Annotated in this window: 22 protein-coding genes and 5 tRNA genes; 9 read left to right on the top strand and 18 right to left on the bottom strand. The window is 61.5% G+C overall.

Annotated features, from left to right (window positions below; genetic code table 11):
- Window positions 1–139: 139 nt before the first annotated feature.
- A complete protein-coding gene (locus tag ACMNAY_RS03390) occupies window positions 140–991 on the bottom strand; it encodes a DegV family protein (RefSeq protein WP_418718388.1) in 852 nt (283 codons plus the stop codon).
- A 193-nt stretch (window positions 992–1,184) separates the two neighbouring features.
- On the opposite strand from ACMNAY_RS03390, the gene ACMNAY_RS03385 reads away from it, so the two are divergent.
- The 3 genes from ACMNAY_RS03385 to ACMNAY_RS03375 are packed head-to-tail and all read left to right on the top strand — an operon-like array spanning window position 1,185 to window position 4,461.
- Window positions 1,185–2,093 carry a DnaD domain protein gene (locus ACMNAY_RS03385; protein ID WP_418718387.1) on the top strand — a complete coding sequence of 303 codons (909 nt, stop codon included), beginning with the start codon at window positions 1,185–1,187 and terminating at the stop codon, window positions 2,091–2,093.
- Between the two features lie 4 nt (window positions 2,094–2,097).
- Window positions 2,098–3,072, top strand: coding sequence for an ATP-binding protein (locus ACMNAY_RS03380; protein ID WP_418718386.1), 975 nt, complete (start codon window positions 2,098–2,100; stop codon window positions 3,070–3,072).
- A 27-nt stretch (window positions 3,073–3,099) separates the two neighbouring features.
- On the top strand, window positions 3,100–4,461 hold the full coding sequence (locus ACMNAY_RS03375) for an MATE family efflux transporter (protein WP_418718385.1): 1,362 nt from the start codon (window positions 3,100–3,102) through the stop codon (window positions 4,459–4,461).
- Between the two features lie 56 nt (window positions 4,462–4,517).
- Here the strand turns inward: ACMNAY_RS03375 and ACMNAY_RS03370 are convergent, their stop codons facing one another.
- The 4 genes from ACMNAY_RS03370 to ACMNAY_RS03355 all read right to left on the bottom strand — a co-directional run bounded on the left by ACMNAY_RS03370 (window position 4,518) and on the right by ACMNAY_RS03355 (window position 9,214).
- Window positions 4,518–4,784 carry a TIGR03905 family TSCPD domain-containing protein gene (locus tag ACMNAY_RS03370; RefSeq protein WP_394968368.1) on the bottom strand — a complete coding sequence of 89 codons (267 nt, stop codon included), beginning with the start codon at window positions 4,782–4,784 and terminating at the stop codon, window positions 4,518–4,520.
- Between the two features lie 19 nt (window positions 4,785–4,803).
- The gene (locus ACMNAY_RS03365) at window positions 4,804–5,652 is read right to left on the bottom strand and encodes a PHP domain-containing protein (protein ID WP_418718384.1); all 849 of its coding nucleotides are present in this window, start codon (window positions 5,650–5,652) and stop codon (window positions 4,804–4,806) included.
- Between the two features lie 22 nt (window positions 5,653–5,674).
- Window positions 5,675–7,948: a hydratase gene (locus ACMNAY_RS03360; RefSeq protein ID WP_418718383.1), complete on the bottom strand. Its 2,274-nt coding sequence runs from the start codon at window positions 7,946–7,948 to the stop codon at window positions 5,675–5,677.
- 126 nt (window positions 7,949–8,074) lie between these two features.
- The gene (locus ACMNAY_RS03355) at window positions 8,075–9,214 is read right to left on the bottom strand and encodes a CapA family protein (protein ID WP_418718382.1); all 1,140 of its coding nucleotides are present in this window, start codon (window positions 9,212–9,214) and stop codon (window positions 8,075–8,077) included.
- Window positions 9,215–9,342: 128 nt separating this feature from the next.
- Between ACMNAY_RS03355 and ACMNAY_RS03350 the strand changes: the two genes are divergently transcribed.
- Window positions 9,343–9,416: transfer RNA gene (locus ACMNAY_RS03350), tRNA-Gly, on the top strand.
- Window positions 9,417–9,456: 40 nt separating this feature from the next.
- Here the strand turns inward: ACMNAY_RS03350 and ACMNAY_RS03345 are convergent.
- The 7 genes from ACMNAY_RS03345 to ACMNAY_RS03315 form a co-directional block, all read right to left on the bottom strand.
- Window positions 9,457–9,984: a hypothetical protein gene (locus ACMNAY_RS03345; protein ID WP_418718381.1), complete on the bottom strand. Its 528-nt coding sequence runs from the start codon at window positions 9,982–9,984 to the stop codon at window positions 9,457–9,459.
- Window positions 9,981–10,412: a hypothetical protein gene (locus tag ACMNAY_RS03340; RefSeq protein ID WP_418718380.1), complete on the bottom strand. Its 432-nt coding sequence runs from the start codon at window positions 10,410–10,412 to the stop codon at window positions 9,981–9,983. The genes ACMNAY_RS03345 and ACMNAY_RS03340 overlap by 4 nt, the downstream gene beginning before the upstream one ends.
- A gap of 79 nt (window positions 10,413–10,491) precedes the next feature.
- On the bottom strand, window positions 10,492–11,661 hold the full coding sequence (locus tag ACMNAY_RS03335) for an MFS transporter (protein WP_418718379.1): 1,170 nt from the start codon (window positions 11,659–11,661) through the stop codon (window positions 10,492–10,494).
- Window positions 11,651–12,226, bottom strand: a complete 576-nt coding sequence (locus ACMNAY_RS03330; protein ID WP_418718378.1) for a helix-turn-helix domain-containing protein — start codon at window positions 12,224–12,226, stop codon at window positions 11,651–11,653. The genes ACMNAY_RS03335 and ACMNAY_RS03330 overlap by 11 nt, the downstream gene beginning before the upstream one ends.
- 128 nt (window positions 12,227–12,354) lie before the next feature.
- A tRNA-Gln gene (locus ACMNAY_RS03325) sits at window positions 12,355–12,429 on the bottom strand.
- Between the two features lie 51 nt (window positions 12,430–12,480).
- Window positions 12,481–12,557: transfer RNA gene (locus ACMNAY_RS03320), tRNA-His, on the bottom strand.
- Between the two features lie 7 nt (window positions 12,558–12,564).
- A tRNA-Arg gene (locus tag ACMNAY_RS03315) sits at window positions 12,565–12,641 on the bottom strand.
- A gap of 187 nt (window positions 12,642–12,828) precedes the next feature.
- Between ACMNAY_RS03315 and ACMNAY_RS03310 the strand changes: the two genes are divergently transcribed.
- Window positions 12,829–13,362, top strand: coding sequence for an inorganic diphosphatase (locus ACMNAY_RS03310; RefSeq protein WP_177522873.1), 534 nt, complete (start codon window positions 12,829–12,831; stop codon window positions 13,360–13,362).
- 47 nt (window positions 13,363–13,409) lie between these two features.
- Here ACMNAY_RS03310 and ACMNAY_RS03305 read toward each other — a convergent pair whose 3' ends face one another.
- From ACMNAY_RS03305 to ACMNAY_RS03285, 5 genes are all read right to left on the bottom strand, one after another.
- A complete protein-coding gene (locus tag ACMNAY_RS03305; RefSeq protein WP_418718377.1) occupies window positions 13,410–14,774 on the bottom strand; it encodes an MATE family efflux transporter in 1,365 nt (454 codons plus the stop codon).
- A 28-nt stretch (window positions 14,775–14,802) separates the two neighbouring features.
- On the bottom strand, window positions 14,803–15,462 hold the full coding sequence (locus tag ACMNAY_RS03300; protein ID WP_418718376.1) for a pentapeptide repeat-containing protein: 660 nt from the start codon (window positions 15,460–15,462) through the stop codon (window positions 14,803–14,805).
- An 82-nt stretch (window positions 15,463–15,544) separates the two neighbouring features.
- Entirely contained in the window at window positions 15,545–16,468 is a 924-nt protein-coding gene (locus ACMNAY_RS03295; RefSeq protein WP_394968388.1) for a nucleotidyltransferase family protein, read from the bottom strand.
- Between the two features lie 44 nt (window positions 16,469–16,512).
- Complete coding sequence (galE, locus tag ACMNAY_RS03290) at window positions 16,513–17,532, bottom strand: UDP-glucose 4-epimerase GalE (protein ID WP_418718375.1); 1,020 nt, start codon at window positions 17,530–17,532, stop codon at window positions 16,513–16,515.
- Between the two features lie 81 nt (window positions 17,533–17,613).
- Window positions 17,614–18,567 (bottom strand): AEC family transporter, encoded by a 954-nt coding sequence (locus tag ACMNAY_RS03285; protein WP_394975960.1) that lies wholly within the window; start codon window positions 18,565–18,567, stop codon window positions 17,614–17,616.
- 175 nt (window positions 18,568–18,742) lie between these two features.
- On the opposite strand from ACMNAY_RS03285, the gene ACMNAY_RS03280 reads away from it, so the two are divergent.
- Both ACMNAY_RS03280 and ACMNAY_RS03275 read left to right on the top strand, forming a co-directional pair.
- Window positions 18,743–19,123, top strand: a complete 381-nt coding sequence (locus ACMNAY_RS03280) for a metal-dependent transcriptional regulator (RefSeq protein WP_418718374.1) — start codon at window positions 18,743–18,745, stop codon at window positions 19,121–19,123.
- Window positions 19,124–19,227: 104 nt separating this feature from the next.
- Window positions 19,228–19,314, top strand: a tRNA-Leu gene (locus tag ACMNAY_RS03275).
- Between the two features lie 101 nt (window positions 19,315–19,415).
- Here the strand turns inward: ACMNAY_RS03275 and ACMNAY_RS03270 are convergent.
- Window positions 19,416–21,344, bottom strand: a complete 1,929-nt coding sequence (locus ACMNAY_RS03270; RefSeq protein WP_418718373.1) for a tyrosine-type recombinase/integrase — start codon at window positions 21,342–21,344, stop codon at window positions 19,416–19,418.
- Window positions 21,345–22,179: 835 nt separating this feature from the next.
- Between ACMNAY_RS03270 and ACMNAY_RS03265 the strand changes: the two genes are divergently transcribed.
- Window positions 22,180–23,127: a 2-hydroxyacid dehydrogenase gene (locus tag ACMNAY_RS03265; protein WP_418718372.1), complete on the top strand. Its 948-nt coding sequence runs from the start codon at window positions 22,180–22,182 to the stop codon at window positions 23,125–23,127.
- A gap of 238 nt (window positions 23,128–23,365) precedes the next feature.
- A complete protein-coding gene (locus ACMNAY_RS03260) occupies window positions 23,366–24,883 on the top strand; it encodes a 4Fe-4S dicluster domain-containing protein (protein WP_418718389.1) in 1,518 nt (505 codons plus the stop codon).
- Window positions 24,884–25,023: the final 140 nt, after the last annotated feature.

Raw genomic sequence — 25,023 nt, 5'->3', positions numbered from 1 at the left:
TAAAGCGCCCGTTTACGGGCGGCAAGTAACAGAACTTTCGCGGCTGGCAGACCGTACTTGCGCGACGTGACGCGCATGCTAGTATTCTAGGGCTATGCCCGCATGTGAATAACCCCCGGCTTGGCCGGGGGTTATTTATTTACTTTTCGTAGTAGAAACAGCCGATGCCAATGGCGCCGGGGCCGGTATGGCAGGCGATGCTCAGAGACAGGGGCGCCGAGTGCACACGGCACCGGGGCAGCCGGCTCTGGACGTACTTCTGCCATTTCAGGCCGATCTCCGGGTCACCGCTGTAGGCGGTGCCCACATGGAGGTTCATGCCGTTGAAGCGGCCGGTGATGTCGTCGCAGATGGCGTCCAGCATCTTCTCCACCGCCTGGTGCATGCCCCGCACCTTGGCGTAGGCATCGATCTTTTCGCCCTGAATTTGCAGCACCGGCTTGATGTTCAGCACCGTGCCGATGGCGGCGGCGGCCGGCGTGATGCGCCCGCCCTTTTTGAGATATTTCAAATCGCTGCAGGTGATGTAGATGCTGGCGTCCAGCGCGTGCTGCTCCAGCTGGGCCTTCACCTGGGCGCCGGTAAGACCGCGCTTGACCAGGCGCTTGGCGTCCAGCACCGACTGCATCTGGGTGAGGGAGATGCGCTTGTTGTCCACCACCTGCACCCGGCCGTCGTAGTCCTGCGCCAGCGCCGCGGCCGCCGCGCAGGAGCCGCTCAGACCGCTGGTCATGGGGATGTAGACCACTTCGTCGTGGTCGGCCAACAGCTTTTCCCACATTCCCGTCACGTCCGCCGGGCTGGGCATGCTGGTGGTGATGTCCGCGCCTTCGGCCTGCGCCTTGTAAAAATCTTTCGCCGTGAGTTGTACGCCTTCATACAGCCACTGGCCGTTGATGGAGAAGGGCATCGGAACCACATATACCCCCATCTTGCGGGCCTGACGTTCAAAAATGCCGCTGTTGCTGTCCGTCACGATCGCGATCTTCATGATCCTGCACCCTGTTTTCAAAAACCTTGTCCGCCCATCAAGCCGGCGCGGACGCTTACTTATTAAATAATGCTATCATCCGCCGGGGCATTTGTCAAATCGGCGAAGGCTAAAATTCACTGGCACATCCGGCTGTTTTGTGCTATAGTTAGTATGAAATTTTATGCGCTGAACGCAAAGGAGCATTTCCGGCATGACCTACCGTCTGAACGACAATACCGGCGATTCCGTCGCTGTTCCCCAGCTGGTGTTCCGCCATCTGGACCGGGCCGGCGGCGACCCCGTGCGGGTGGCCTTGTACATGATCGCCACCCGCTGCACCGACCCCAAGACCATCGCCCACGACCTGAAACTCAAGACGGTGGCCTCGGCCCAGAGCGCGCTGGAGTTCTGGCACGGCGTGGGCCTGCTGGAAAAGGAGCAGGGCGGCGCGGCGACCCCGCCCCCCGCCGAAAAGGCCCCGCCCCTCACTGCCGACCAGCTTCGGATGGCCGCGCTGCGGGACCCCACCGTCTCCATGCTGGCCAGCGAGGCCCAGACCTGCCTTGGCAAGGCGCTGGGGCAGAAGGACATTCAGCGGGTGGTGTCGCTGTATGTGAACGAGAGCATCCCCGCCGAGGTCATCCTGCTGTGCGCGGCCCACATCGCCGGGCAGGGCCGTCACTCGGTGGCGCAGCTGGAGCGGGAACTGGACCGCTGGGCCCAGGAGGGCGTGGTCACCGGCGAGGACGCCGAGCGCCATCTGCAGCTGCTGGCCGACCGGGCGCGGCATGAGCGCACCGTGGCGGAACTTCTGGGCATGCCCGCCGAGGATTTGACCATGGCCGAAAAGAACTGCGTGCGCCGCTGGTACGAGGAATACCGCTACGACGACGCCATGGTGGCCGAGGCAGTTCTGCACGCAGGGGCGGGCAAGGACGCAAAATACGTCAACGGCATTCTGAAAAGCTGGCACGGAAAAGGCTGGCGCACCCTGGCGGACACCCGGGGCGCCGGCGGGCTGGAGGGCAACAACATCCGGGTGGACCGGGCGGCTCCCAGCGGCAACGATATTTTGCGCCGGGCGCAGAACCGCCCGCTGCGCCTGAAACGGGAGGACTGAAGCCATGCGCACGAAAACGGAACTGCTGAAAGAAGCGCAGCGCAAGACGGCCAGCGCCCGCCAGCGGGCCATGACCCTGGCAGCACAGCGGCGGCAGGCCGCGGCGGCAGCCATTCCGGAGCTGGAGCCGCTGGAAAGCAAGGTGCGCTCGCTGGGCGTGCGGCTGGTACAACTGGCGGCGGCGGGCGCGGAGGAAGCGGAGCAGAACGCGGCCCGCGCTGAGCGTGCCGCAGCGCAAAAACAGCTGGAGACCCTGCTGGCAGACAACGGTTACGGCCCCGCCAGCCTGGAGCCGGCCTTTTCCTGCCCGGTCTGCAAGGACACCGGTACCGCGAACGGGCGGCTGTGCGCCTGCGTTTCCCGCCGGGCCCGGCAGCTGCGCCGGGAGGAAATTGCCAAGGAGTCGCCCCTGTCCCTGTGCGGGTTTGACTCGATGGAGCTGCGCTACTACCCCGACGAGCCGGACGAGGCCACCGGCGTGAGCATCCGCACCGAGATGGCCGAGACGCTGGCCGCTCTGCGGGACTACGCCGAGGGCTTTGACATGAAGAGCACCAGCCTGCTGCTTTGCGGCAACGCGGGGCTGGGCAAGACCCATGCGGCGCTGGCCATTGCCCAGACGGTTCTGGAAAAGGGATTTGACGTGGTGTACATCAGCGCCCAAAGCCTGTTCGGCCAGCTGGAACGGGACCGTTTTGCGGACGACTGCCCGCTGATGGAGGCGGTGCTGGAGGCGGACCTGCTGGTGCTGGACGATCTGGGCACCGAGTATGTGAGCCCCTATGTGCTCAGCTGTTTTTACAACCTTTTGAACACCCGCCTGCTTGAACAGCGGCCCACCGTTTACACCACCAACATTGTGGACGGCAAAGCCTTTGAGGCCCGCTACACCGAAAAAATCGCCAGCCGGCTGGGCGGCAGCTGCGAGCCGGTGCTGTTCCTGGGCCATGACATCCGCAAGCTGAAAAGCATGGAATAAACAAGAGAAAAGGACGTATCGCGAGGAATGAAAGAAAATATCATGGGCACAAAGCCCGTTGCGCCCCTGTTGCTGGGCATGGCCTTCCCCATCATGATCAGCATGCTGGTGCAGGCCCTTTATAACATTGTGGACAGCATCTTTGTGGCGCGGCTGTCTGACGCGGCGCTGGCCGCCGTGAGCTTTGCCTACCCGGTGCAGATGCTGACCATTGCGGTGTCGGTGGGCACCAGCGTGGGCGTGAACGCCCTGCTCAGCCGCCGGCTGGGCGAAGGCAACCGGGAAGCCGCCGACAAGGTGGCCCACAACGGCATGCTGCTGATGTTCTTCAGCTGGCTGGCCTTTGCGGTGTTCGGGCTGTTCTGCTCGGAGCTGTTCTTCAGTTTCTTCACCACGAACCCCGCCATTGCCGCCGACGGCGCGGCCTACCTGCGGGTGTGCCTGGTGTTCAGCTTAGGCATGTTCTTCCAGATCTGTCTGGAGCGGCTCATCCAGGTGACCGGGCGCACGGTGTTCCAGATGCTGAGCCAGATGTCCGGCGCCATCGTCAACATCATTCTGGACCCCATCCTCATCTTCGGCCTGCTGGGCGCGCCCCGCATGGGCGTGCTGGGCGCGGCGGTGGCCACCGTCATCGGCCAGTGGTTCGGCTGCTGCGTGTGCTTCGTCCTCAACCTCAAGTTCAACAACGAAGTGCGGCTGCACTGGAAAAAGCTCAAGTTCGACTGGCCCACCGTGGTGGGCATCTACGACGTGGGTCTGCCCAGCATCATCATGCAGAGCATCAGCAGCGTGATGAACTTTGGCATGAACAAAATTCTCATTGGCTTCTCCGAGACCGCCGTTTCGGTGCTGGGCGTTTACTTCAAGCTGCAGAGCTTTGTGTTCATGCCCGGCTTCGGCCTGACCAACGCGCTGGTGCCCATCGTGGGCTACAACTACGGCGCCCGCCGTAAGGAGCGCATCCTCTCGGCCATCAAGATCTGCATGGTGGCCATGCTCTGTGTAATGGCGCTGGGCACCCTTATCTTCCAGTTGTTCCCTGGCCAGCTGCTGGCCATGTTCAGCGAAGGCGGCGACCTTGGCCGCATTGGCCAGCCGGCACTGCGCATCATCAGCCTGAGCTTTCTCTTTGCCGGCGTGGACATCGTATTCAGCAGCCTGTTCCAGGCCATGGGCGAGGGACTTCTGAGCCTGATGATGAGCGCCTTCCGCCAGCTGGTGCTCCTGCTGCCGGTGGCCTGGCTGCTCAGCCTCACCGGCAATCTGGACGCCGTGTGGTACAGCTTCTGCATCGCGGAGGTCTGCTCGCTGATGCTGGCCACCTTCTTCTTCCGCCGGACCTACAAAAATAAAATCCAGCGGCTGGACACCATTGAGTTCAAGTAAACGCAAAAAGCCGCCCGCGCATGAGACCCATGCGCGGGCGGCTTTTTTTATTTGTTTCAGCTGTGCTTTTGCTTTTCCAGCGCCTCCTCCAGCGCCAGGGAGATCTGGTCGGGGCAGGAGGTGGGGCGGGGGCCGCAGGTGGTGCCCCGCATACGGCGGATGGCGTCGGCGGCGTCCATGCCCACCAGCAGGCTGCTGACGCCCTTCAGGTTGCCGTTGCAGCCGCCCACCACTTCGATGCTGTGGATGGTGCCGTCGTCGTTCAGGGTAACAGTGGTGCTGCGGGAGCAGGTACCGCTGTTTTTGCGGGTGATGGTTGTCATTTTGGTTTCCTTCTCTCTTTTACGCTTTCTTTGCTTTTGCCAGTTCGTTCAGCCGTAGCACTTCCTCATCGGTGCAGCGGCACAGGCCCAGCGGCCGGGCTTTGCCGGCATGAAGGCCGTGGAAGTCAGTGCCGCCGGTGGTGACGAGGCCGTACTCTTTGGCCAGCCGGCGCAGTTCCTCTTTATCCTCGGGGGTATTGCGGGGGTGTTCTATCTCCACACCGTCGATGCGCCCTGCCGCGGCCAGCTCCCGCACCAGCTCCATGCTGTTGTAGACGCTGGGATGGGCAAACACCGCCACGCCCCGGGCGGCCTTGATGACCGCCAGGACCTTATCCACCGGCTCATATTCCGGGTTGTGGAGCACCTTGCCGCCCTTGGCCCCGAAGAGGGCCTTGTAGTCCTGCTGATAGATGCCGTCCGCCAGGCCGTACTCATAGAGCACGCGCATCAGGGTGCTTTTGAAAATCACGCCGCCGCCCTCGTCCGCCATGCGGCGGGCGTCCTCCAGTTTGAACTGGGGATAAATTTCTTCCAGTTCTTTGGCGCTCTGGGTACAGACGGCGTTGCGTCGCGCCGCCATGGTACGGCAGTGGGCCGCCAGCTCGGGGCAGTCCTGATCCGGCCAGTAGCACAAAATGTGCACCTGCCGCCCCCGTTCAAAGTCGTAGGCGGTAAGCTCGGTGGCGGGGATGAGGTTCACGCCCTCTGCCGTCGGGTGGGCATAGGCGTACTCCACCGGCAGCATGGTGTCGTGGTCGGAGATGGCCAGCCATGCAAGGCCCGCCCGGGCCGCCAGCTTGGGCAGCACGGGGGCGGGCAGCGCCCCGTCGGACCAGGTGGTGTGGGTATGCAGATCGCCGGCCATGGGGTTCACCTTCCTTTGGGTCTTAGCCGTGCTTGTAGTAGTTGATGAGGCAGCCGTCCAGCAAGATCTGCCGCTCGTCCGCCGTGAGGGGGGCGATGGAGAGGCTGAAGGCCTTGGGGCCGTTTTCGCCCAGCACATAGGCGGGGATGCTCTCCAGCCGGTTTTCGGCCAGCAGCGCCCGCGCGCCAGGGATGAGGACGTAGTCGCCCAGGCCGAAGGGGGTGGGGCCGTCCAGCTGGAAGGGCAGCATGCCCCAGTTGATGAGGTTGGAGCGGTAGCGCTTGGTGGCGTATTCCACCGCGATATTGGCCCCCGCGCCCAGCACGCGCTGGCAGCTGGCGGCCTGCTCACGGGCGGAGCCGTCGCCGGGCTTCACCGCGTAGATGGTGCTGGCGATGGCCAGATCCTTCCAGGTGAGAGCCTCGCAGCCGGGCACGGCGTGCACCCGGGCCAGCAGGGCGTCGCTGCCCTTGCCGGCGGCGCGGTCGGCCTCCTCGGCCTGCACCGCCTTGGCGCGGCCCACATAGGCCGGGTCCTTGCGGCTGAGGGTGAACTCCGCCAGGCCCAGAGGATTGGAGCGGTAGCTGCTGGTCTCGCCGCTGGGGATAAGCTCGTCGGTGGTGGTCACCGGGTCGGTGATGTAGCTGGTGACCTTCAGCAGCAGGTTGTCGGCCAGAGGCTGAATGGCGGGCCAGTCCTTGATGTTGGGCCCAAGGCGCAGCAGGCTGTCGTAGTCGCCCTTGCCCCAGCCGTTGTAGACGCGGCTCTTGTAGCTGGAGTCATCGAACTCATACTCGGGGATATGGGGCTGGTAGTCGATGTCGGTGGCGGGGGTGAGGATGCCGCCCATGCGGGTGGTGGCGGCGATGGAACGGGCGTCCATCAGCGCCACGCCGGCGATCTGGCCGTTGCCGGGCTTGGAACCCTCGCGGCTGGGGAAGTTGCGGGTGGTGTGGCGGATGGACAGCGAGCCGTTGGCCGGCACGTCGCCCGCGCCAAAGCACGGCCCGCAGAAGGCGGTGCGCACGGTGGCGCCGCCGGCCATCAGGCTGGCCAGGGCCCCGTTCTTCATCAGCGCCATCATGGTGGGCTGGCTGGAGGGGTAGACGCTCAAGGCGTACTCCCCGTTGCCGCCGGAGAAGCCTTCCAGAATCTGGGCGGCCTCGCAGATGTTGGAGTAGGTGCCGCCGGCGCAGCCGGCGATGACGCCCTGGTCCACCCGCAGGCGGCCGTTCTCGATCTTGCTCACAAGGTCCAGCTTGACCTTGCCGCCCACCAGCGCGGCGCAGTCCTCCTCGGTCTTGTGGAGGATGTCCTCCAGGTTCGCGTTCAGCTCTTCAATGGTGTAGACGTTGGAGGGGTGCATGGGCAGGGCGATCATGGGCCGCACTTTGTCCAGCGCCACTTCCACAACACCGTCGTAATAGGCCAGCTCCGCCGGGGCCAGGGGCTTGTAGTCCCCTTCCCGTCCGTGGACGGCCAGATACTTCCGGGTGGTCTCGTCGGTGACCCAGATGCTGGACAGGCAGGTGGTCTCGGTGGTCATCACGTCGATGCCGCTGCGGTATTCCAGGGGCAGGTTGGCCACGCCGGGGCCCACGAACTCCATGACCTTGTTCTTCACATAGCCATTGGCGAACACCGCGCCGATGATGGCCAGGGCCACGTCCTGGGGGCCCACGCCGGGTACGGGCGCGCCGGTGAGGTGCACCGCCACCACGCCGGGGCAGGCCACGTCGTAGGTGCGGTTCAGCAGCTGCTTTGCCAGCTCGCCGCCGCCCTCGCCGATGGCCATGGTGCCCAGAGCGCCGTAGCGGGTGTGGCTGTCGGAGCCCAAAATCATCTTGCCGCAGCCGGCGTACATCTCGCGCATATACTGGTGGATGACCGCCAGGTGAGGCGGCACATACACGCCGCCGTACTTCTTGGCGGCAGACAGGCCGAAGAGGTGGTCGTCCTCGTTGATGGTGCCGCCCACGGCGCACAGGCTGTTGTGGCAGTTGGTGAGCACATAGGGCATGGGGAATTTGGTGAGGCCCGAGGCACGGGCGGTCTGCACGATGCCCACGAAGGTGATATCGTGGCTGGCCATCGCGTCGAATTTGAGTTTCAGGGCGTTTTCGTCGCCGCTGTGGTTATGGGCCTGCAGAATGCCCCAGGCAATGGTGCCCTTTTTCGCCTCGCTGCGGGCGGCCTCGTCAAAGCCCAGCGCCGCCAGGGCGGCGGGGGCGTTTTCGTCGGCGGGGACCCACTGACCCCGGGCGTAGTACATTCCGGTCTTGGAGCAAGTGACCATGAAAAGCCTCCTTTATGTCCGGGCTGCGGAAAGCCGCGTCGCGGGACTGTTGTTTTTTACAAAAACTTTCTTGTTATTATAGCACAATCGCCCGGCTTTTGAAATGCCGGGCGACACTTTTTGTGTTCAATTTTCCGCCTTTTGCGGGTGCAGCACGCCGTTTTCATCGAACCAGCCGCTCTCACTGACAGAGTTGAGGTGGTCCAGGATGCGGGTCTTCTCCTCCTCGTCGGTGAGGATGGAGGTGCGTCCGCCGGTCTGCACGCAGGGGATGAGCCGAACAGTGGCGTTCTCCGCCCCCGGGCCGGTGAGGGTGACGGTGAGCAGGGCGCTGTCCATGGTTTCCATGTTGAACCAGAAGTTGCCCAGGCTGTAGAGCACCGGCACATCTCCCCGCCAGCCGGCCCCCTGCAAAATATGGGGGTGGCTGCCCACGATGAGGTCGGCCCCCGCCTCGGCAAAGAAGGTGGCAAGGTCGGTCTGGGCCTGCTCCAACTGGGTGCTGTACTCGGTGCCCCAGTGGACGTAGACCACCAGATAGTCGCACCGGCTGTCGGCCTCTTCGATGACCTGCACCGCCAGTTCCGGGTCGTAGCAGCGCAGCACGCCGGGGCTGTCCTCCCCTGCTTCGGGGGTGAGGATGTATTTTTCCGCCCGGGTGCAGGCCACAAAGCCGATGGTCAGGCCGTCCACCGTGAAGTAGCGGGGCGTCATGGCCTCTTCCAGATCCGCGCCCGCGCCCACATAGGCGATGCCCGCGTCGGAGAGAGTGGTCAGGGTGTCGGCAAAGGCGTCGGCCCCGTAGTCAAAGCAATGGTTGTTGGCAAGGCTGACGATGTCCACCCCCAGCTGCTGCCAGATGGCGGCGTTCTCCGGACGGGAGCAGAAGGTGAACTGCTTGCCGGGCATGGGGCTGCCCCGGTGGGAAAAGGCGAACTCGTTGTTGGAAAGAAGAATGTCCGCGCCGCGCATCTCTTCCAGCAGCAGCGGGTCAAAACAGTCCTCCACGCCGCCGGTTTTCGCGTAGTGGAGCATGTTGTACCAGTCGTCGGCAAAGTTCACGTCGCCGGTGAAAGCCAGCGTCACTTCCGGCGTGGGGGTGGGCGACGGGCTGGGCGCGGGGGTGGTGGCAGGCGTTGGCGAAGGAACGGGCGAAGGGACGGCGGACTGCCCACCGGAGCCGGGAGCAAGGGCCGCGGCGGCAAAGGCACCCACGACGCACACGACGCCCAAAAAGAGTTTGACCGCATCCAACGGGTTCTTCATTCTTTCACCTGCCCTTGCCTTTTTTCTATAGTATATTGTCTTTTCCGCCGCCGCGCAAGGGGCCGCCGGGGCGGAAAAAGGGTTTGACATTTCTCACCCCGGCAGGTATAATAAACAAGTATTCACCTGCGGGGTTAGTACATCGGTAGTGCGTCGGCTTCCCAAGCCGAACAGGCGGGTTCGACTCCCGTACCCCGCTCCATTCAAAAAGCCCGGTTAAACGACCGGGCTTTTTCTTTTGCTCAGATGGCAAGATACGCTTCCATCGCGTCCCGCAGCCGGTTGCGGAGCAGGAACACATAGGCGGGCGACCAGTGGTAGAAAGCCTGTATTTCCTCCAGGCTGTCGCCCCGCATCAGCTGGAACGCCATACGGCTCTCATCCGGGTCCATGCGCCAGAGATAGTCGTACAGGCACACCCCGTTCTGGAAGTCGCCGTGAGGCGCTCGCAGCAGCTCCACCAGCGGCTGCTGCACCTCCTCGCTCACCGGCTGATCCAGCGAGAGACGCCCATTCCCCCAAAAATACATCGTTTGTTTTTCCTTTTTCAGCTCCTGCCACAGGATGGAGTAGGCCCGCCGCCAGCCCCGCAGGCCGTCGCCCGAAAAGGAGCCGGGCGCGTCCCGATAAACCGAGAGAAACGCCTCCCAGGCGCAGGTCCTCAGGTCCGCGTCCTTCCCCGGCAGGCCCATTTCCCGGCAAATCTCCGTGATGAATCCGTCGATGATCTCCCGCTCGCGCCTTGACAGGCTTCGTCTGGTCAGCCTCATGCCTGCCTCCCTGCGGCTTTGCGCCGCCGCGCGGTCTTTTCTTCACACAGGGCGGAAAGGGCGGGTGGCGGCGCGATCTCTTCGCAGCAGCCGATCCAGGCGCTGTGCTCCTCGTCCCACTCCATGGTGTAGACCACCGGCAGGGTGAACCCCATTCCCTCCACCAGCCGGCACAGCGCGGCGTGGTAGGTGCGTCCGCTGCGCAAGCCAAACTGCAGGTTCGGCTCCTCCCGGGTACACAGCGCCATATACCTGCCGTCCGGGCTGATCTTGGCCCGAAACGCCCTTCGTTCGCCCACCCTGCTGCGCAGCGCGCCGTTGATGGAGATCAATCCCTTTTCCGTGATGGTCAGGCGCGGGGTATCCCTGTGGTTCAGCCGGGACGGGATGTCCTGCAGCGTTTGAAAGTCGAATCGTGGAATGCTCATACTCATGACTCCTTTTCTTGATTTCGACGCGTTGTTCACGTCAAAAACAAAACGAAGGAGCACATTTATTTTTGAATTTTCAGCGTTTGCGAGGGCGCAGGCTCATCAGCAGCCCCGTCAGCATCACTGCTGTCACCGCCCCGCCGGCGGCCAGCCACACTTGGGGAATGGTGCCCATTGCCGCCCCCGCCGAGAGCAGGGGCGACGCGGCCATACCGCCCAGCTGAAGCGTCAACAAGCTGGCGGAGAGCAGAGTGGCCCGCTGGCTGGGCGGCGCGGCCTCATTCATCAGAGTGGAGGTGAGATAATCGGTGCTTCCGATGATGACATAAAAAGCAAAGTAGGCCGCCACAAACAGCACCGGCGTTCCGGCGGCGGCCAGACCTGCAAGGCCCACACCCAGCAGCGCCGTGACGGCCAGCAGCCGGGGCAGGGTGGGGCGGCGCACCAGCCGCGGCCCCAGAACCGAGCCCGCCGCCGCTGCGTAGTAAGCGCCCGCGTTGAGCGTCCCCAGCGCCCAGCCCGCCGCGCCGCCGCCCAGCAGCTCGGTAAAGCGGGGCTGATAGAACACCTCCACCGCAAAAAGGGGCGGTGCGAGGGCGGCAGAATAGAGGACCAGCGCTCGCACCAGCCCCTTGCCCCGCAGGGTAGAGGCCAGCGGGGCCACCGGGTTTGTCTGCCCTTCTTCCCGCTCTACCGGGTGTTCCGCAAGCCCCATGCCCAGCACCAGCAGCACCAGTACCACTGCGCCTTTCAACGCGAGGGGCGCCCACAGGCTGCCGGCGAGAGCATACACGCCGCCTCCCGAAAGGCAGCCCACCGCCAGCCCCACGCTGGTGAGAGCGCCGATGCGGGCGGTGCACTTTGGCAGCGCCTCCGGGCCGTTTTGGAGCAGGAATTCCTCCACCACCAGCGCGTCCAGGCTGCCGGAGGAAAAAGCCCGGGCAAGCCCCTGAAAAACCATGGCCGCCAGAACAGCCGTCATCCCCTGCCCCAAGGCCAACAGACCCAGGCCGGGCAGCAGCAGCGCCAGCGAAACAAGAAAGCTGCTTTTGCGGCCCCAGCGGTCCGCCGTCATGCCGCTGGGCACCTCAAAGACCACCGCCACCGCCGAGTGAAGCCCCACCGCCAGCGGCACCGCGGCAAGGCCGATGCCCTTATCCAGAAGCAGTAATGTGAGCAGCGGCGAGAGCAGGCCGGTGGCAAAGCTGTTCAGAAAGAGCAGTACTCCATGCTTTTTATCCAACATCCACCGGGACCTCCGCGGCGTTGTATGCCATCAGCACATACTCGTAGGCCTGCGTGCCGGGACGGGGCGTTTCCCGCTCGCTCAAAAAATCCATCATCCGGCGCTGCAGCTCCACGGCCTCTTCCCGGGTGAGATAAGCGACGCCACTGTGCATATCTCCCAGCCCCATCACATCCTCTTCGCCCAGGCCCTTCTCCCCTGCCAGCCGTTTCAGGCCCCGCACCCCGGCCAGCACCTGTTCCACCGTGCGCTGCAAAAACATCTCCTGGGCCGCGTCGTCCCCGCCGGGGGCCAGCAGCCCCAGCCGCACCGAAACGTTCAGCGCTTTATAATAGCGTGCGGTGATGCCGCGAATCTGCTCGGTGTGGTCCAGGGCCACCACCCCCAGCTCCGCCAGTTTTTTGATGTGGAAGGTCACCGACGAGGCGGAAATGCCCATCTTATCCGCCAGCTCCTTGGGCGTCATGGGCCGGCCCGCCAGCTGCAAAAGGCGCAGGATGTCCTGCCTTGCCGGATTCATAAAGGCGTTCTGTTTTTCCCGGGTATCCAGATTCACGATCTCCATGGGTATCCCTCCGTATCGTTACACTTTGTGTAACGATTATATCATTACACGATGTGTAATGTCAAGAGGGACGCCTGCCCGGAGCACAAAAAACGCCGGCGGGCTCCTTTCGGAGCCTGCCGGCGTTCTGGTTGGGTTGGCGGGATTCGAACCCACGGATGCGGGAGTCAAAGTCCCGTGCCTTACCGCTTGGCGACAACCCAGCTTATTTATAGAAAAAAGCGAACTCTTTCAAGTCCGCTTTTCCTGTAATGTGGGGTGGCTAGTGGGACTCGAACCCACGGCCTCCAGAGCCACAATCTGGCGCGCTAGCCAACTGCGCCATAGCCACCACATTTTGGTGCGCCCGGAGGGACTCGAACCCCCGGCCCACTGCTTAGAAGGCAGTTGCTCTATCCACCTGAGCTACGGGCGCCTGAAAGTTCAGGTCTCAGCGAAGCGCTGCTTGAATATCATACTATGCGAAAGGCAAAAAGTCAAGGGCTTACGAAAACTTTTTCTTTTTCTGCTATGGCCTTGCACGGCAGAATATGCTATACTGATAGCAAACGATCGGCTGCGGCGTGATTTGCCGCCCGGCCCGGAAAGGAAGTTTTAACACAATGTCGAATATCTGGCATGACATGAATCCCGCCCGCATCACTGCCGAAGACTTCGTGGCCGTGATCGAGATCGAGAAGGGCTCGAAGAAAAAGTATGAGCTGGACAAAGAGACCGGCCTCATCATTCTGGACCGCATCCTCTACACCTCCACCCACTACCCCGCCAACTACGGTCTGATCCCCCGCACCCTGTCGGATGACGGCGACCCGCTGGACGTACTGGTGCTGTGCAGCGAGGTCATCCAGCCCATGAGTCTGGTGCGCTGCTACCCCATCGGTGTGTTCACCATGCTGGACGGCGGCAAGCTGGACGAGAAGATCATCGCCATCCCCTTCAGCGACCCCACCTACAACTCTTACCACGACATCAGCGAGCTGCCCAGCCATCTGTTCAGCGAGATGCGTCACTTCTTCCAGGTGTACAAGAATCTGGAAGGCAAGGAGACCGTGGTCAACGAGGAACAGGGCCGCGAAGCCGCGATGGAGATCATCGACAAGTGCCGCGAGGCCTACATCGAGCACTACTGCAAATAACCGCCACGGCGCAAAGAGCCCCGGACCGTTTGGGTCCGGGGCTCTTTTTATACCTTGGGAAGGGACGGCTTTTTCTGCAGCCGCCACAGGAAAATCAGGAACACACCGGTGAGGATGATGCCCTTGAGGATGCTGGAGATGGAAAGGCTCCACCACACGCCGTTCAGCCCCAGAGCCGTGGCGCTGAGGGCCATGGCGGCGGGGATGCGCAGGCCGGTGAACACGATGCTCACCACGCTGGAGGGCAAGGTGTTGCCAAAGCCCGCGTAGGCGCCGCCCACCAGGATCTCCCAGCACATGAACAGCTCGGAGTAGCCCAGGATGACCAGATAGTCCACGCCCATGGGGAGCACGTCTGCCTCCGGGATAAAGAACCGGAAGATGGGCGCAGCGCAGAACACCAGCAGCGCCGTGCAGAAGATGCCCCAGATGGTCATCAGCAGGAACGCGGCGCCGAAGCCCTTCCGCGCCCGGCGCAGGTTGCCCGCGCCGCAGTTCTGGGCGATGAAGCTGTTCACCGCGGCAGCAAAGCCGTCGGCGGTCATCCAGCTGATGGACTCGATCTGGCTGCCCACCTTCTGTACCGCCACCGCCGCGTCGCCCCAGCCGGCCACCAGCCGGGCGATGATCATGCCGATGATGGGGAAAATGATGTTCATAACGGTGGCCGGGCCGCTGACTTTGCACAGCGCCGCCAGCTGCGCGCGGGAGGCGGGCTTTTTCAGATCCACATAGGCAAACAGGGTCTGGTCCTGAGAGGCATAGCGGGCCAGAATGGCGAACACGATACCCTGGGCAGTCACGGTGGCCACAGCGGCGCCCGCTACGCCCCACTGGGGGAACGGACCCACGCCAAAAATCAGCAGCGGGTCCAGCACAATGTTCGCCCCCAGGCCCACCGCCATTGCGAAGAAGGGGGTGCGGCTGTTACCGGTGGCGTTGATAAGGGCCACCAGCACCAGGTTGGCAAAGGAGAAGAACATGCCAAAACCCACAATGATGAGATAAGCCCGGGCCTGGGCTTCCACCTCGGCGCTGTTCAGACGGAAAAAGCCGATCAGCGGCCCCGCGCCCACAAACATCACCAATGTATAGACCAGCGCCATCACGCCGGCCATCTGCAGCGCTGCCGCGGCGTAGCGCCCCGCGGCCTTCATGTCGCCGGCACCGATGCTCTGGGCCACCTTCACCTGGCCGCCCATGCGGGGCAGCACCGCCATGCCGTTGGACAGCCACATGAACATGCCCGCCGCACCCACGGCGGCCACCGCGCCGGCGCCCACCCGGCCGATCCAGATCATATCGATCAGGTTATAGGCCATCTGCACCAGCTGGCTGCCCATGATGGGCAGCGCCAGCAGGGTGAGCGAGCGCAGGATATTTCCCTTCAAAAGATCTACTTGTCTTGCCATGGTTCCCCTCTTGTATCTTTGGTATCATTCAGCGCACAATCACGCCCAGCAGGCGGGCAAGCTCCGCCGCCTGCCGCACATTGACCGTCGCGCCTTTCAGTTCGGCGGCGTCATCGCTCACCGTCACGCCTTCCAGCTCGCTGTCGGTAAAATCCAGACCTGCCAGCGGCGTTTTGAAAAAGCTGGTGCGGAAAAACCGGCTGTGTGCCAGCGAAAGCCCTTTGTGCCGCCATTCCGCCAGGCTGGCGGCGGAAAAATCGCACTCTTCCAGCCGCGCCTGCTCCACGCTGGCGCCGGTGAAGTTCGCTTCGGTGAAATTGCACTCCGTCATCTGCACATGGGCCAGGCGGCAGTCCGGCAGCGACGCGGCCAGGGCTTTGACGCCCTGGAACCGGCAGCGCAGGAAATAGGCCTCCCCCGCCCGCACCGCTGAAAACTCGCAGTTTTTCAGCAGGCAATCCACAAAGCTCGCGCCCTGCAGGTCCGCCCCGGTGAAGCGGCAGCCCTCAAAAACACACTGTTCAAAGCGCATCTCCCGCAGATCCTCGCCGCACAGATCCAGCCCGGAAAAACGCCAGCGGGCCAGCGGCTCCTGGGTCGCCCGGGCCATGGCCACCAGTTCCTCGCCCCGCTCCGCCGGTTCCGGGCGGTCGGGCAGCGACGGCGGCAGGATGGGCTTTTCTTTCATTCCCGTTCCTCCTCTAAACACAGGCAAAGGGAACGGCCGGCATTGCCGGCCGTTCCCTGCATGGTCTGCCTTTAGGAAACGATCACTTCCACAGCGGGGTGGGATACAGCCCGTCGGCCACCTTCTGGGCCAGAGCCGCCACAACGCCGGGCTTGTCCTCTTTGTAGGTCACACCGTACCACTTGTCGGCACTGTGCAGCACAGTCACCTTAGCGGAGCCCTCCACCAGCATCTGGCCCACCACGGTGGGCAGCAGGAACTCGGTCTTGAGGGGGTTGGCGGTATTGGCCAGCTCCTTCATGAAGGGCACAAAGCGGGTCTTCAGCTCGCCCACGAAGCTGGGATCGAAGCCCCACAGGTTCATGGAAACAGGGGTGTCCGCAGGCACATCGGTCCAGGTGGCGCCGTCATCCTCGGTGAAGTGGATGCCGCCCTCGTAGGTGCCGATCTTGGTGCGCTCCACCACGTTCACCAGATGGCCGTTCTCGTCCACCTGGCACAGGCCGCGGGCAACGGTGCCGTGCTCGGTGACGGTGCTGTCCAGACGGTAAGCCACCATGCCGTACTTGCCCACGCCGCAGCCGTCGCTGGCCAGATAATCATAGATGGTCTTGAAGGCGGAGGGGCCGTAGTAGTCGTCGGCGTTGATCACGGCGAAGGGAGCGTCCAGAACGTCCCGGGCCGCCAGGATGGCATGGCCGGTGCCCAGAGGCTTCTCGCGGCCCTCGGGCAGGGTGCAGCCCTCGGGCAGGTCCTCCAGCTGCTGATAGGCATAGCGCACTTCCATGAACTTCTCGGCGCGCTGGCCCACGGTCTCCTTGAAGGCCTCTTCGATCTCGTGCTTGATGATGAACACCACCGTCTCAAAACCGGCGCGCTTGGCGTCGTAGAGAGAGTAGTCCATGATGACCTCGCCGCTGGGGCCCACCGGGTCAATCTGCTTCAGGCCGCCGTAACGGCTGCCCATGCCGGCTGCCAGCACCACTAAGATAGGTTTCTTCTGCATACTGTTGTGTCTCCCTTCCTTGCTTTGCGTCTCTCGGAATCAAATCAGCTCTTATAGCCGTTGGGGTTCATGCTCTGCCACTTCCAGCTGTCGGCGCACATCTCCTCGATGCCGTACTGAGCCTCCCAGCCCAGCTCGTTTTTCGCCTTGGCGGGGTCGGCGTAGACGGTGGCGATATCGCCGGGGCGGCGGGGATCGATCACGTAGGGCAGGGTCTTGCCGCAGGCCTTCTCATAGGCCTTGATGACCTCCAGCACGCTGTAGCCCTTGCCGGTGCCCAGGTTGCAGATGAACAGGCCGGGCTTCTGCTCCAGCTTCTTGATGGCCGCCACATGGCCCTTGGCAAGGTCTACCACATGGATGTAGTCACGCACGCCGGTGCCGTCCGGGGTGGGATAGTCGTTGCCGAACACGTGCACCTTCTCCAGCGCGCCCACCGCTACCTTGGCGATGTAGGGCACCAGGTTGTTGGGGATGCCGTTGGGGTCCTCACCGATCAGGCCGCTCTTGTGGGCGCCGATGGGGTTGAAGTAGCGCAGCAGCGCCACGTTCATCTCGGGGTAGGCCTTGCAGCAGTCGGTGAGCATCATCTCGTTCATCAGTTTGCTGGTGCCGTAGGGGTTGGTGGTGCCGCCCACACGGCAGTCCTCGTCGATGGGCACCTTCTCCGGGTCGCCGTAGACGGTGGCGGAGGAGGAGAACACCAGATTGTTCACGCCGTGGCGGCGCATGGCGGCCAGCACAGTGAGGGTGGTGGCCAGGTTGTTGGTGTAGTACTCGATGGGTTTGCCCACGCTCTCGCCCACTGCTTTGTAGGCCGCGAACTGGATCACCGAGTCGATGTCCGGGTTTTGTGCAAACAGCTCTTCCACTTTTTCCGCGTCAGTCAGGTCGACCTCCACAAAGCGAAAATCTTTGCCGGAGATTTCCTTCACTCGGCGCACCGCTTCCGGACAGGAATTGTAGTAGTTGTCGGCCACGACGATGTCATAGCCGGCCGCCAGAAGTTCCACGCAGGTATGGCTGCCGATATAACCTGCGCCGCCGCATACTAAAATACTCATGCTGTTGCTCCTTTCCCTTCCGGGCATTTTATACTTTAACTATACCCCACGCCGGGGTGAAAAGCAAGAGAAAACGGGGCGTTACAGGACCCCCAGGCTGTGCCACAGGAAGATCCAGAACGTGAGGCTGGCACTGGACGCCAGCGTGGTGAGCATGACGGCGGAACCGGCCAGCGGCGCGTCGCCGCCGAGGGTCTTTGCCATCACATAACTGGTGGGGGTGCAGGGCGAGCCGAGCATCACGATGAGCCCCATGAACATCTGCTCCCTAAAGCCCAGGGCCGCGCCCAGCGGCAGGAACACCGCCGGCAGCACCATCAGCTTCACCACCGAGGCGATCAGCGCGAGCTTGGAAGTGCCCAGGGCCGCTTTGAAGTCGAAGGTCACGCCGATGGCCACCAGCGCCAGCGGGGTGGTGAGCCCGGCGAAGTTTTCCAGCACCCGGTCCAGCGCGGTGGGCACCGGCAGCCGGATGAGCGCCGCCGCAAGGCCCGCCAGGATGCCCAGGATGATGGGGTTGGTGGCAACGCCCTTTGCCGCGCTGACAAGGCGTGCTTTCAGCGGCTGACCGCCCGCGTCCGGCCCTTCCAGGGTAAGGACCACCACCGCGAACAGATTGAACAGCGGCACGCTGCCCAGCACCATCAGCCCCGCCATGCCCACCGAACCGTAGATGTTCTGGATGAAGGCAAGGCCCAGAATGGCGGCGCTGGAACGGTAACACGCCTGCACAAAGGCGCCCACGCTGCGCTTGGGCACGAACCGCCGGGCCAGCGCCCAGGCCACCAGGATGCTGGTGAGGGTCACGCCCGCGCAGAAGGCAAGGTAGCCGCCGTCGAAGCTGTTGTAGACGTCCACGGCGCGGATCTGCTCGAAGAGCATCAGCGGCAGGGTGACTTTGAACACGAACTGATCGGCCACATCGGCAAAGTGCTTGTCCAGAAGGCCCAGCCGCCGCAGGCCGAGGCCCGCCGCCATGGTGAGAAAGATCGGGAGGGACGCATTCACGCTGTACAAAAACGAATCCAAGCCCACGCCCTCCTTTGCCGAACCTATTGTATCACTCGAATACAGGGAAAGAAAGCCCCCGCCTCCGAAAATGCAAAAGAAAGGGCGCGAACTGCAAACCGGGTCGTCCTTGCCAAAGCGCGGCAAATATGTTAGGGTATATTTAATAATTAGCGGCAGCGCCGGAACGGAGGCTCGACTGATGCGGGTGCATGAATCTTCGGAAGATTATCTGGAAGCGATCCTGATGCTGAAAGAGCGCCGGGGCTATGTTCGCTCGGTGGACGTGGCCAACGAGCTGGCCTTCACCAAGGCCAGCGTGAGCGTGGCCATGAAGAAGCTGCGGGAGAGCGGATATGTGCAGGTGGACGAGGACGGCGGCCTGATCCTGACCGAGGCGGGGCTTGCCATCGCCCGGCGGGTGTATGACCGGCACCGGCTGCTCACCGAGTTTTTCGTGCGTCTTGGGGTGGACCCTGAGGTGGCCGCCCGGGACGCCTGCCGGGTGGAGCACGACCTGAGCGAACAGACCTTTGAAAAGCTTGTGGAGCACGCTCAAAAAAAATTTGAAAAAGATAGTTGACAACTGCCGGATCCTGTGATAGAATAGCTATCGTTCCGCACAGCGGGCCACACGGTCCAAAGTACGAACGACGTATTCGCGGCTCACGCCGCGTTTACATATATGCGGATGTGGCGGAATTGGCAGACGCGCTAGATTCAGGTTCTAGTGGGGGCAACTCCATATGGGTTCAAGTCCCTTCATCCGCACCAGCTAAAAACCCCGTGAAGTTCAGGCTTTGCGGGGTTTTTGCTATTCATTCTCAAATAGGAATAGCCGCTGTTAAACCCTTCGTTCTACCCTCATTCTACCCTCATTCTACCCTCGTTCTACCCTGCCGCTCATATTGCGGGAAATGAATCATCTTTGTGTTTGCCGGTGGCTGTGCTGCCGGTTTTTCTTTTTCTTCTACCGGTTCTGTTTCCAACAGCGCACCCAGACAGTTCGCCATAGATTGTTTTGCCTGATTGGTAACATGGGCGTATATATTCATCGTGGTGTGAATATCACAATGCCCCAACCATTCCGAAACACACTTCATATTGTATCCGCTGGCTAAAAGCTGTGTGGCCGCTGAGTGCCGGAGATCATGAAAGCGAATCATGGGCAGATCGTTTTCTTTCAGCAGCTGGTGAAAATACCGGGTGATTGCATCCACCGAAAAAACATGCCCGTCCGGCTGTCTGCACACAAAGTCTGAATCCTCATAGTGTGAGCCCAAACTTTTGCGCTGCTGCTGTTGCCTGTTATAGAGGTTTTGTAGATAGGTTTTGATTGCGGCGCTCATCGGCAGCGCCCGGCAGCTTTTCTTGGTTTTCGTCCTGTCCTTGTAGATTGTGCCGCCCTTGCTGGCAACAGCTGTTTTGGAAATCAGGATGGTTTCTTTTTCAAAATCCACATGCGACCATGTAAGCCCGGCAACCTCGCTTCTGCGCAGTCCATAGGTACAGGCTAAAATAATCTCGGTTTCGATCTTGCTTTTCTGTGCGGCCTGAAACAGCCTGGCAATCTGCTTTTCATCGTAGCAGTTCGGGACGAATCGCCGGTCATTCCTGATTGTCACATCATGGGCGGGGTTAAAGGCAATCACATGGTTTTTCCTTGCCACTTCCAATGCGGAAGATATATTGCTCAGGTGTTTCTTTACCGTGGATGGGCCGAGGGTTTGCATCTTATAATTGCAATACTCCTGAATGTGCATGGGCTGCACCCTGTCCAGTGTGACGGGGTGTTCCAGAAAGTATGGTTTCAAATGCGCCCGGAACACAATTTCATAATTGGTGTAGGTGTTCGGCTCTACAAGCAGCTTCACATCTTCCAGCCAATGCTCCAATACATCCACAAGGGGAGTTTTGGGGCTGAACAGCAGCCCGCCTTTTTCGTACTGCTCTAAAATTTTTCGCAGTTCTTCGGTGGCTCTTGCTTTGTTTCCTTTTACAGGCAAGCCGGTGGCAACCCACTTTTGCTTGCGCTGTCCGTTACTATCCTTCATCTGGATAACAGCATAATAGAAGTCGTTCTTCTTTTTACTTGCTTTCAGCTGTCCCCGGAACTCGTCCAGCACAAGAATACTTTCCCCGTTGTAGCCGTCAAATGGATGTTCATAGTCGGTCACCCGGTATACTGCGCTGTATCCGTCTTTCTCCATGACAGCACGGGTTTTGCCTGTCCCGGTAGGGCCGAAGATGTACACCACATTCATATTGCGGAACTTCTCTTTATATTGTTCCTGCCGAATCGTCATGCGCACACGGGCTAAATCACTTAAACGGGTCATTGCGGTGGGAAAGCGTTCCAGTATCTCATAATCGGTCATGCCATCCTTGACGCACTCATAGAGCAAGGCAAGGTCGCTTCTTTCCCCCTGCCGCTCGGTGGGCATCTCTCCCCACTCATAGAAGGTATCAGGAATAGAGGTATCTTTCTTGGGGTCATTTTCCCATTTCCCACCCTTGCAGATATAGTCCCGGTTTTCCTGTGATGTACCCACGGTTCGCTCGATATGGGCAAAGGGGAAACGGTTCTTGATGGTGTTAAAGCGAACAGGCACGGAAGATACAAAATACACATGGATGTGTTTTGTTTGGGTTTCAAGCCCTATCTCATAAGCAAAGCAGAAATACTCCAAAGAAGTGAAAACATGTAATTTCTGCTTCAATAGTTCCGGGGTGATATTATAAGTATCGGGATTGTTGATAGTCAGCTGCCATTTTCGGCCTTGCTGAACAGTTGGGTTCTTCATATAATAGAAACAGCTCCTTTACTGTGAAAAAGGGTATGCGAAGGGCAGCTGTAGGGTTGCTACAGCTACAGAAGTGCCAAAGGTAAAATACTAGCTTTGGCACGGTGCGCAAGCGCACCACCCTTCCGGGTCTGGCGGCTGGCCCTTTCTGGCTCAGGCCAGCGGGCCGCCGCCACCCGGTGCGGGTAATCAGGAGAGGGCGGCTAGGATATGCTGCGCCCGTGCATCTTTCTGTATCAGCCGAAACAACAGGTGTCGATTATAGAAATCGTCCTGACGGCGATGCATAATATACTGCTCATAAAATGGATTGAACATGCAAACTCCTTTCAGAATACAAACCCACACCAGGCACAGACACGCTGTGCATTTCTTTGTATTTTGCGGGTGGTAAAATAGGCTTTCTGCTTTGTAACTGCCGGTGTGTTCTAGTGAAAATGCGGTGGTGATCTAGCGATTATGCGGGTGTTTCATTCTACCCTTCGTTCTACCATTTTTCCAGAAAACTGCCTAAATCCACCCTGCAGCACCCTGTAATAAGCAGGACAAAACAGGACGGGGCAACCCCCGAAAAATGGCTTTACAGCGTTGTTTACAAGGGATTAGAAAGTACCGGACTGCACTTGGTGAAAAATGGCAAAAACGCATTCAGGTTCTAGTGGGGGCAGCTCCATATGGGTTCAAGTCCCTTCATCCGCACCAGCAAAACGACTGGAAGAGGTTCGCCTCTCCCGGTCGTTTTGTTTTGCCATGATGGACAACTCCGGTCGCCGGTGGTACAATGATACAAAACGCGTCTGACCCTGCCGGCCTGCGCCTGAAAGGAAGTTTTTGCATGAACATCGTTTTGCTGGAGTCTCTGGGCATCCCCGACAGTCTGCTGAAGCGCTACACCGCTCCCCTCGCCGCTGCCGGGCATACCTTCGCCGCCTACCCCCGCACCACGGACCCCGACCGTCTGATCGAAGAGGCCCGGGACGCGGATGTGCTGATGCTGGCCAATATGCCCCTGCCCGGGCAGGTCATCCGGGCCTGTGAGCATCTGAAATTCATCGACGTGGCTTTCACCGGCGTGGATCATGTGGATCTGGACGCCGCCCGTGAGATGGGCGTCGCGGTGAGCAACGCCTCCGGCTATTCCAATGATTCGGTGGCGGAACTTACGGTGTGCATGGCGCTGGCGCTGCTGCGAAACCTGCCCCAGGTGGAGGAGCGCTGCCGCACCGGCGGCACCAAGGACGGACTTGTAGGCCATGAGCTGCGGGGCAAGACGGTGGGCCTGGTGGGCACCGGCGCCATCGGCTCCCGGGTGGCGCAGCTGTTCGCCGCCTTCGGCTGCCGCGTCATCGCCTCCGGTGACCACAGCCACAAGCCCAACACCGACCTTATCACCTATCTCCCCCTCACCGAAGTGCTGGCACAGGCGGACATTCTCAGCCTGCACTGCCCGCTGAACGATTCCACCCGCGGGCTCATCGGCGCCGAGGCCATTGCCCGGATGAAGCCGGGTGCGCTGCTGCTCAACGCCGCACGGGGCCCGGTGGTGGATTCCGCCGCGCTGGCCGCCGCGCTGAACGAGGGACGTCTTGGCGGCGCGGGCGTGGACGTGTTCGAGACCGAGCCTCCCCTGCCCGCCGACCATCCCCTGCTGCACACCCTCAACACCATCGTCACGCCTCACGTGGCCTTTGCCACCGCCGAGTCGATGGAAAAGCGCGCCGAGATCGTGTTCCACAGCCTGGACTGCTGGCTGGAAGGCCACCAGATCAACAAGGTGCTCTGATTGGATGTTTTGCCCGCTCCGCGCCGTCGGGGCGGGCTTTTTTTGCGGTCTCCTTTCACAAAGGAACCGGGCGTGTGTTTGCGGTTTTTGTATAATCGTTAAATTTTTGGCAGTCCTGCGTAAAAAATGATTTCCGCCCTTTGCGGCGGGGCATGTTTTATGGTATAGTGTTAATATGGCTCGTCCTGCGGGCGGGCGCTGCGACCACATTCCGGAAAGGAGTTCTTTTATGAGCACAATGCGCGGTATCTACACCACCGTGACCGACATCCGCCGCAAGGTATTCACCGAGGTGGCCCGTCTTTCCTATGAGGGACAGGACTATGCCTCCGAGATGGTCAAGCTTCCCTACAAGATCATTCCCGGCGAGGTGGGCACCCACCGCAACAGCATCTTTCTGGAACGGGCCATCGTTTCCGAGCGCATCCGTCTGGCCATGGGCCTGCCTCTGCGCCCGCTGGACGAGCAAGCGCCCACCAACGCGGGCATCGAAAACAGCGTGATCGCCAGCAAATATTACGATCCTCCCCTCATCAATATCATCAAGTTCGCCTGCTCGGCCTGCCCGCCCAAAAAGGTGGAAGTGACCGACATGTGCCGCAGCTGCCTGGCTCACCCCTGCAAAGAGGTCTGCCCCAAGGACGCCATCCGCTTCACTCCCGGCGGCCGTTCGGTCATCGACGAGGACAAGTGCATCAAGTGCGGCAAGTGCGTGGACGTGTGCCCCTATCACGCCATCGTGAAGATGGAGCGCCCCTGCGCCGCCGCCTGTGGCATGAACGCCATCGGCTCCGATGAGCTTGGCCGGGCGAAGATCGATCAGGACAAGTGCGTTTCCTGCGGCATGTGCCTGGTGAGCTGCCCCTTCGGTGCCATCGTGGACAAGGGCCAGATCTTCCAGCTGATTCAAAGCATCCGCCAGGGCGACAAGAACTACGCCATCGTGGCGCCCGCGTTCATCAGCCAGTTCCCGGGCCTGACCCCCGGCAAACTGAAGGCTGCCATGCGTCAGCTGGGCTTCATCGACACGCTGGAAGTGGCCATCGGCGCCGACCTGTGCACCATCGAGGAAGCGAAGGACTTCATGCGCGAAGTGCCGGAGTACCAGCCCTTCATGGCCACCAGCTGCTGCCCCAGCTGGAGCGTGATGGCCAAGAAGCTGTTCCCGGAGCTTGCCCAGAACATCAGCATGGCCATGACCCCCATGGTGCTGACCGCCCGCCTGGCCAAGAGCAAGCTGGGCCGGGACATCAAGGTCACCTTCGTCGGCCCCTGCGCCGCCAAGAAACTGGAGGCCAGCCGCCGCACCATCCGCAGCGATGTGGACTTTGTCCTGACCTTTGAGGAACTGATGGGTATGTTCGAGGCCAAGGGCGTGGACTTTGAGACGCTGGAGGCGGAACCGGGCGATGATTTCCAGCACGCCAGCGCCGACGGCCGCGGCTTCGCCGCCAGCGGCGGTGTGGCCCAGGCGGTGGTGAACGCCATCAAACAGATGGACCCCGACCGGGAGGTCAAGGTGGCCAGTGCCCAGGGTCTGGCAGACTGCAAACGCCTTTTGATGATGGCCCGCGCGGGCAAGTACAACGGCTATCTGCTGGAGGGCATGGGCTGCCCCGGCGGCTGCGTGGGCGGCGCCGGTACCCTGGCCGACCCCGTAAAGGCCGCGGCCGCGCTGACCAAGTACAAGGCGGAGGCCCCGATGCAGCACTCCACCGAGAGCCCCTACGAGATCGACCTCGCCTTCCTGAAATAACAATAAATAACCCCCGGCCAAGCCGGGGGTTATTCACATGCGGGCATAGCCCTAGAATACTAGCATGCGCGTCACGTCGCGCAAGTACGGTCTGCCAGCCGCGAAAGTTCTGTTACTTGCCGCCCGTAAACGGGCGCTTT

The sequence above is a fragment of the Candidatus Allofournierella merdipullorum genome, from assembly GCF_048426865.1.
Lineage (GTDB): Bacteria > Bacillota > Clostridia > Oscillospirales > Ruminococcaceae > Allofournierella_A > Allofournierella_A merdipullorum.
Note: the sequence above shows the minus strand (reverse complement) of the source record. Positions and strands in the feature narration are given on the sequence as shown.

What these genes read in the sequence shown, in the direction of transcription:
- ACMNAY_RS03260 (WP_418718389.1), top strand. Translation starts at nt 23,366, where the DNA reads ATGCGCGGTATCTACACCACCGTGACCGACATCCGCCGCAAGGTATTC.
- ACMNAY_RS03365 (WP_418718384.1), bottom strand. Translation starts at nt 5,652, where the DNA reads ATGGCCGGCGATCTGCATACCCACACCACCTGGTCCGACGGGGCGCTG.
- ACMNAY_RS03295 (WP_394968388.1), bottom strand. Translation starts at nt 16,468, where the DNA reads ATGCAGAAGAAACCTATCTTAGTGGTGCTGGCAGCCGGCATGGGCAGC.
- ACMNAY_RS03270 (WP_418718373.1), bottom strand. Translation starts at nt 21,344, where the DNA reads ATGAAGAACCCAACTGTTCAGCAAGGCCGAAAATGGCAGCTGACTATC.
- ACMNAY_RS03305 (WP_418718377.1), bottom strand. Translation starts at nt 14,774, where the DNA reads ATGGCAAGACAAGTAGATCTTTTGAAGGGAAATATCCTGCGCTCGCTC.
- ACMNAY_RS03390 (WP_418718388.1), bottom strand. Translation starts at nt 991, where the DNA reads ATGAAGATCGCGATCGTGACGGACAGCAACAGCGGCATTTTTGAACGT.
- ACMNAY_RS03345 (WP_418718381.1), bottom strand. Translation starts at nt 9,984, where the DNA reads ATGAGGCTGACCAGACGAAGCCTGTCAAGGCGCGAGCGGGAGATCATC.
- ACMNAY_RS03385 (WP_418718387.1), top strand. Translation starts at nt 1,185, where the DNA reads ATGACCTACCGTCTGAACGACAATACCGGCGATTCCGTCGCTGTTCCC.
- ACMNAY_RS03280 (WP_418718374.1), top strand. Translation starts at nt 18,743, where the DNA reads ATGCGGGTGCATGAATCTTCGGAAGATTATCTGGAAGCGATCCTGATG.
- ACMNAY_RS03380 (WP_418718386.1), top strand. Translation starts at nt 2,098, where the DNA reads ATGCGCACGAAAACGGAACTGCTGAAAGAAGCGCAGCGCAAGACGGCC.
- ACMNAY_RS03310 (WP_177522873.1), top strand. Translation starts at nt 12,829, where the DNA reads ATGTCGAATATCTGGCATGACATGAATCCCGCCCGCATCACTGCCGAA.
- galE (WP_418718375.1), bottom strand. Translation starts at nt 17,532, where the DNA reads ATGAGTATTTTAGTATGCGGCGGCGCAGGTTATATCGGCAGCCATACC.
- ACMNAY_RS03355 (WP_418718382.1), bottom strand. Translation starts at nt 9,214, where the DNA reads ATGAAGAACCCGTTGGATGCGGTCAAACTCTTTTTGGGCGTCGTGTGC.
- ACMNAY_RS03330 (WP_418718378.1), bottom strand. Translation starts at nt 12,226, where the DNA reads ATGGAGATCGTGAATCTGGATACCCGGGAAAAACAGAACGCCTTTATG.
- ACMNAY_RS03360 (WP_418718383.1), bottom strand. Translation starts at nt 7,948, where the DNA reads ATGGTCACTTGCTCCAAGACCGGAATGTACTACGCCCGGGGTCAGTGG.
- ACMNAY_RS03370 (WP_394968368.1), bottom strand. Translation starts at nt 4,784, where the DNA reads ATGACAACCATCACCCGCAAAAACAGCGGTACCTGCTCCCGCAGCACC.
- ACMNAY_RS03340 (WP_418718380.1), bottom strand. Translation starts at nt 10,412, where the DNA reads ATGAGCATTCCACGATTCGACTTTCAAACGCTGCAGGACATCCCGTCC.
- ACMNAY_RS03265 (WP_418718372.1), top strand. Translation starts at nt 22,180, where the DNA reads ATGAACATCGTTTTGCTGGAGTCTCTGGGCATCCCCGACAGTCTGCTG.
- ACMNAY_RS03375 (WP_418718385.1), top strand. Translation starts at nt 3,100, where the DNA reads ATGAAAGAAAATATCATGGGCACAAAGCCCGTTGCGCCCCTGTTGCTG.
- ACMNAY_RS03335 (WP_418718379.1), bottom strand. Translation starts at nt 11,661, where the DNA reads ATGTTGGATAAAAAGCATGGAGTACTGCTCTTTCTGAACAGCTTTGCC.
- ACMNAY_RS03300 (WP_418718376.1), bottom strand. Translation starts at nt 15,462, where the DNA reads ATGAAAGAAAAGCCCATCCTGCCGCCGTCGCTGCCCGACCGCCCGGAA.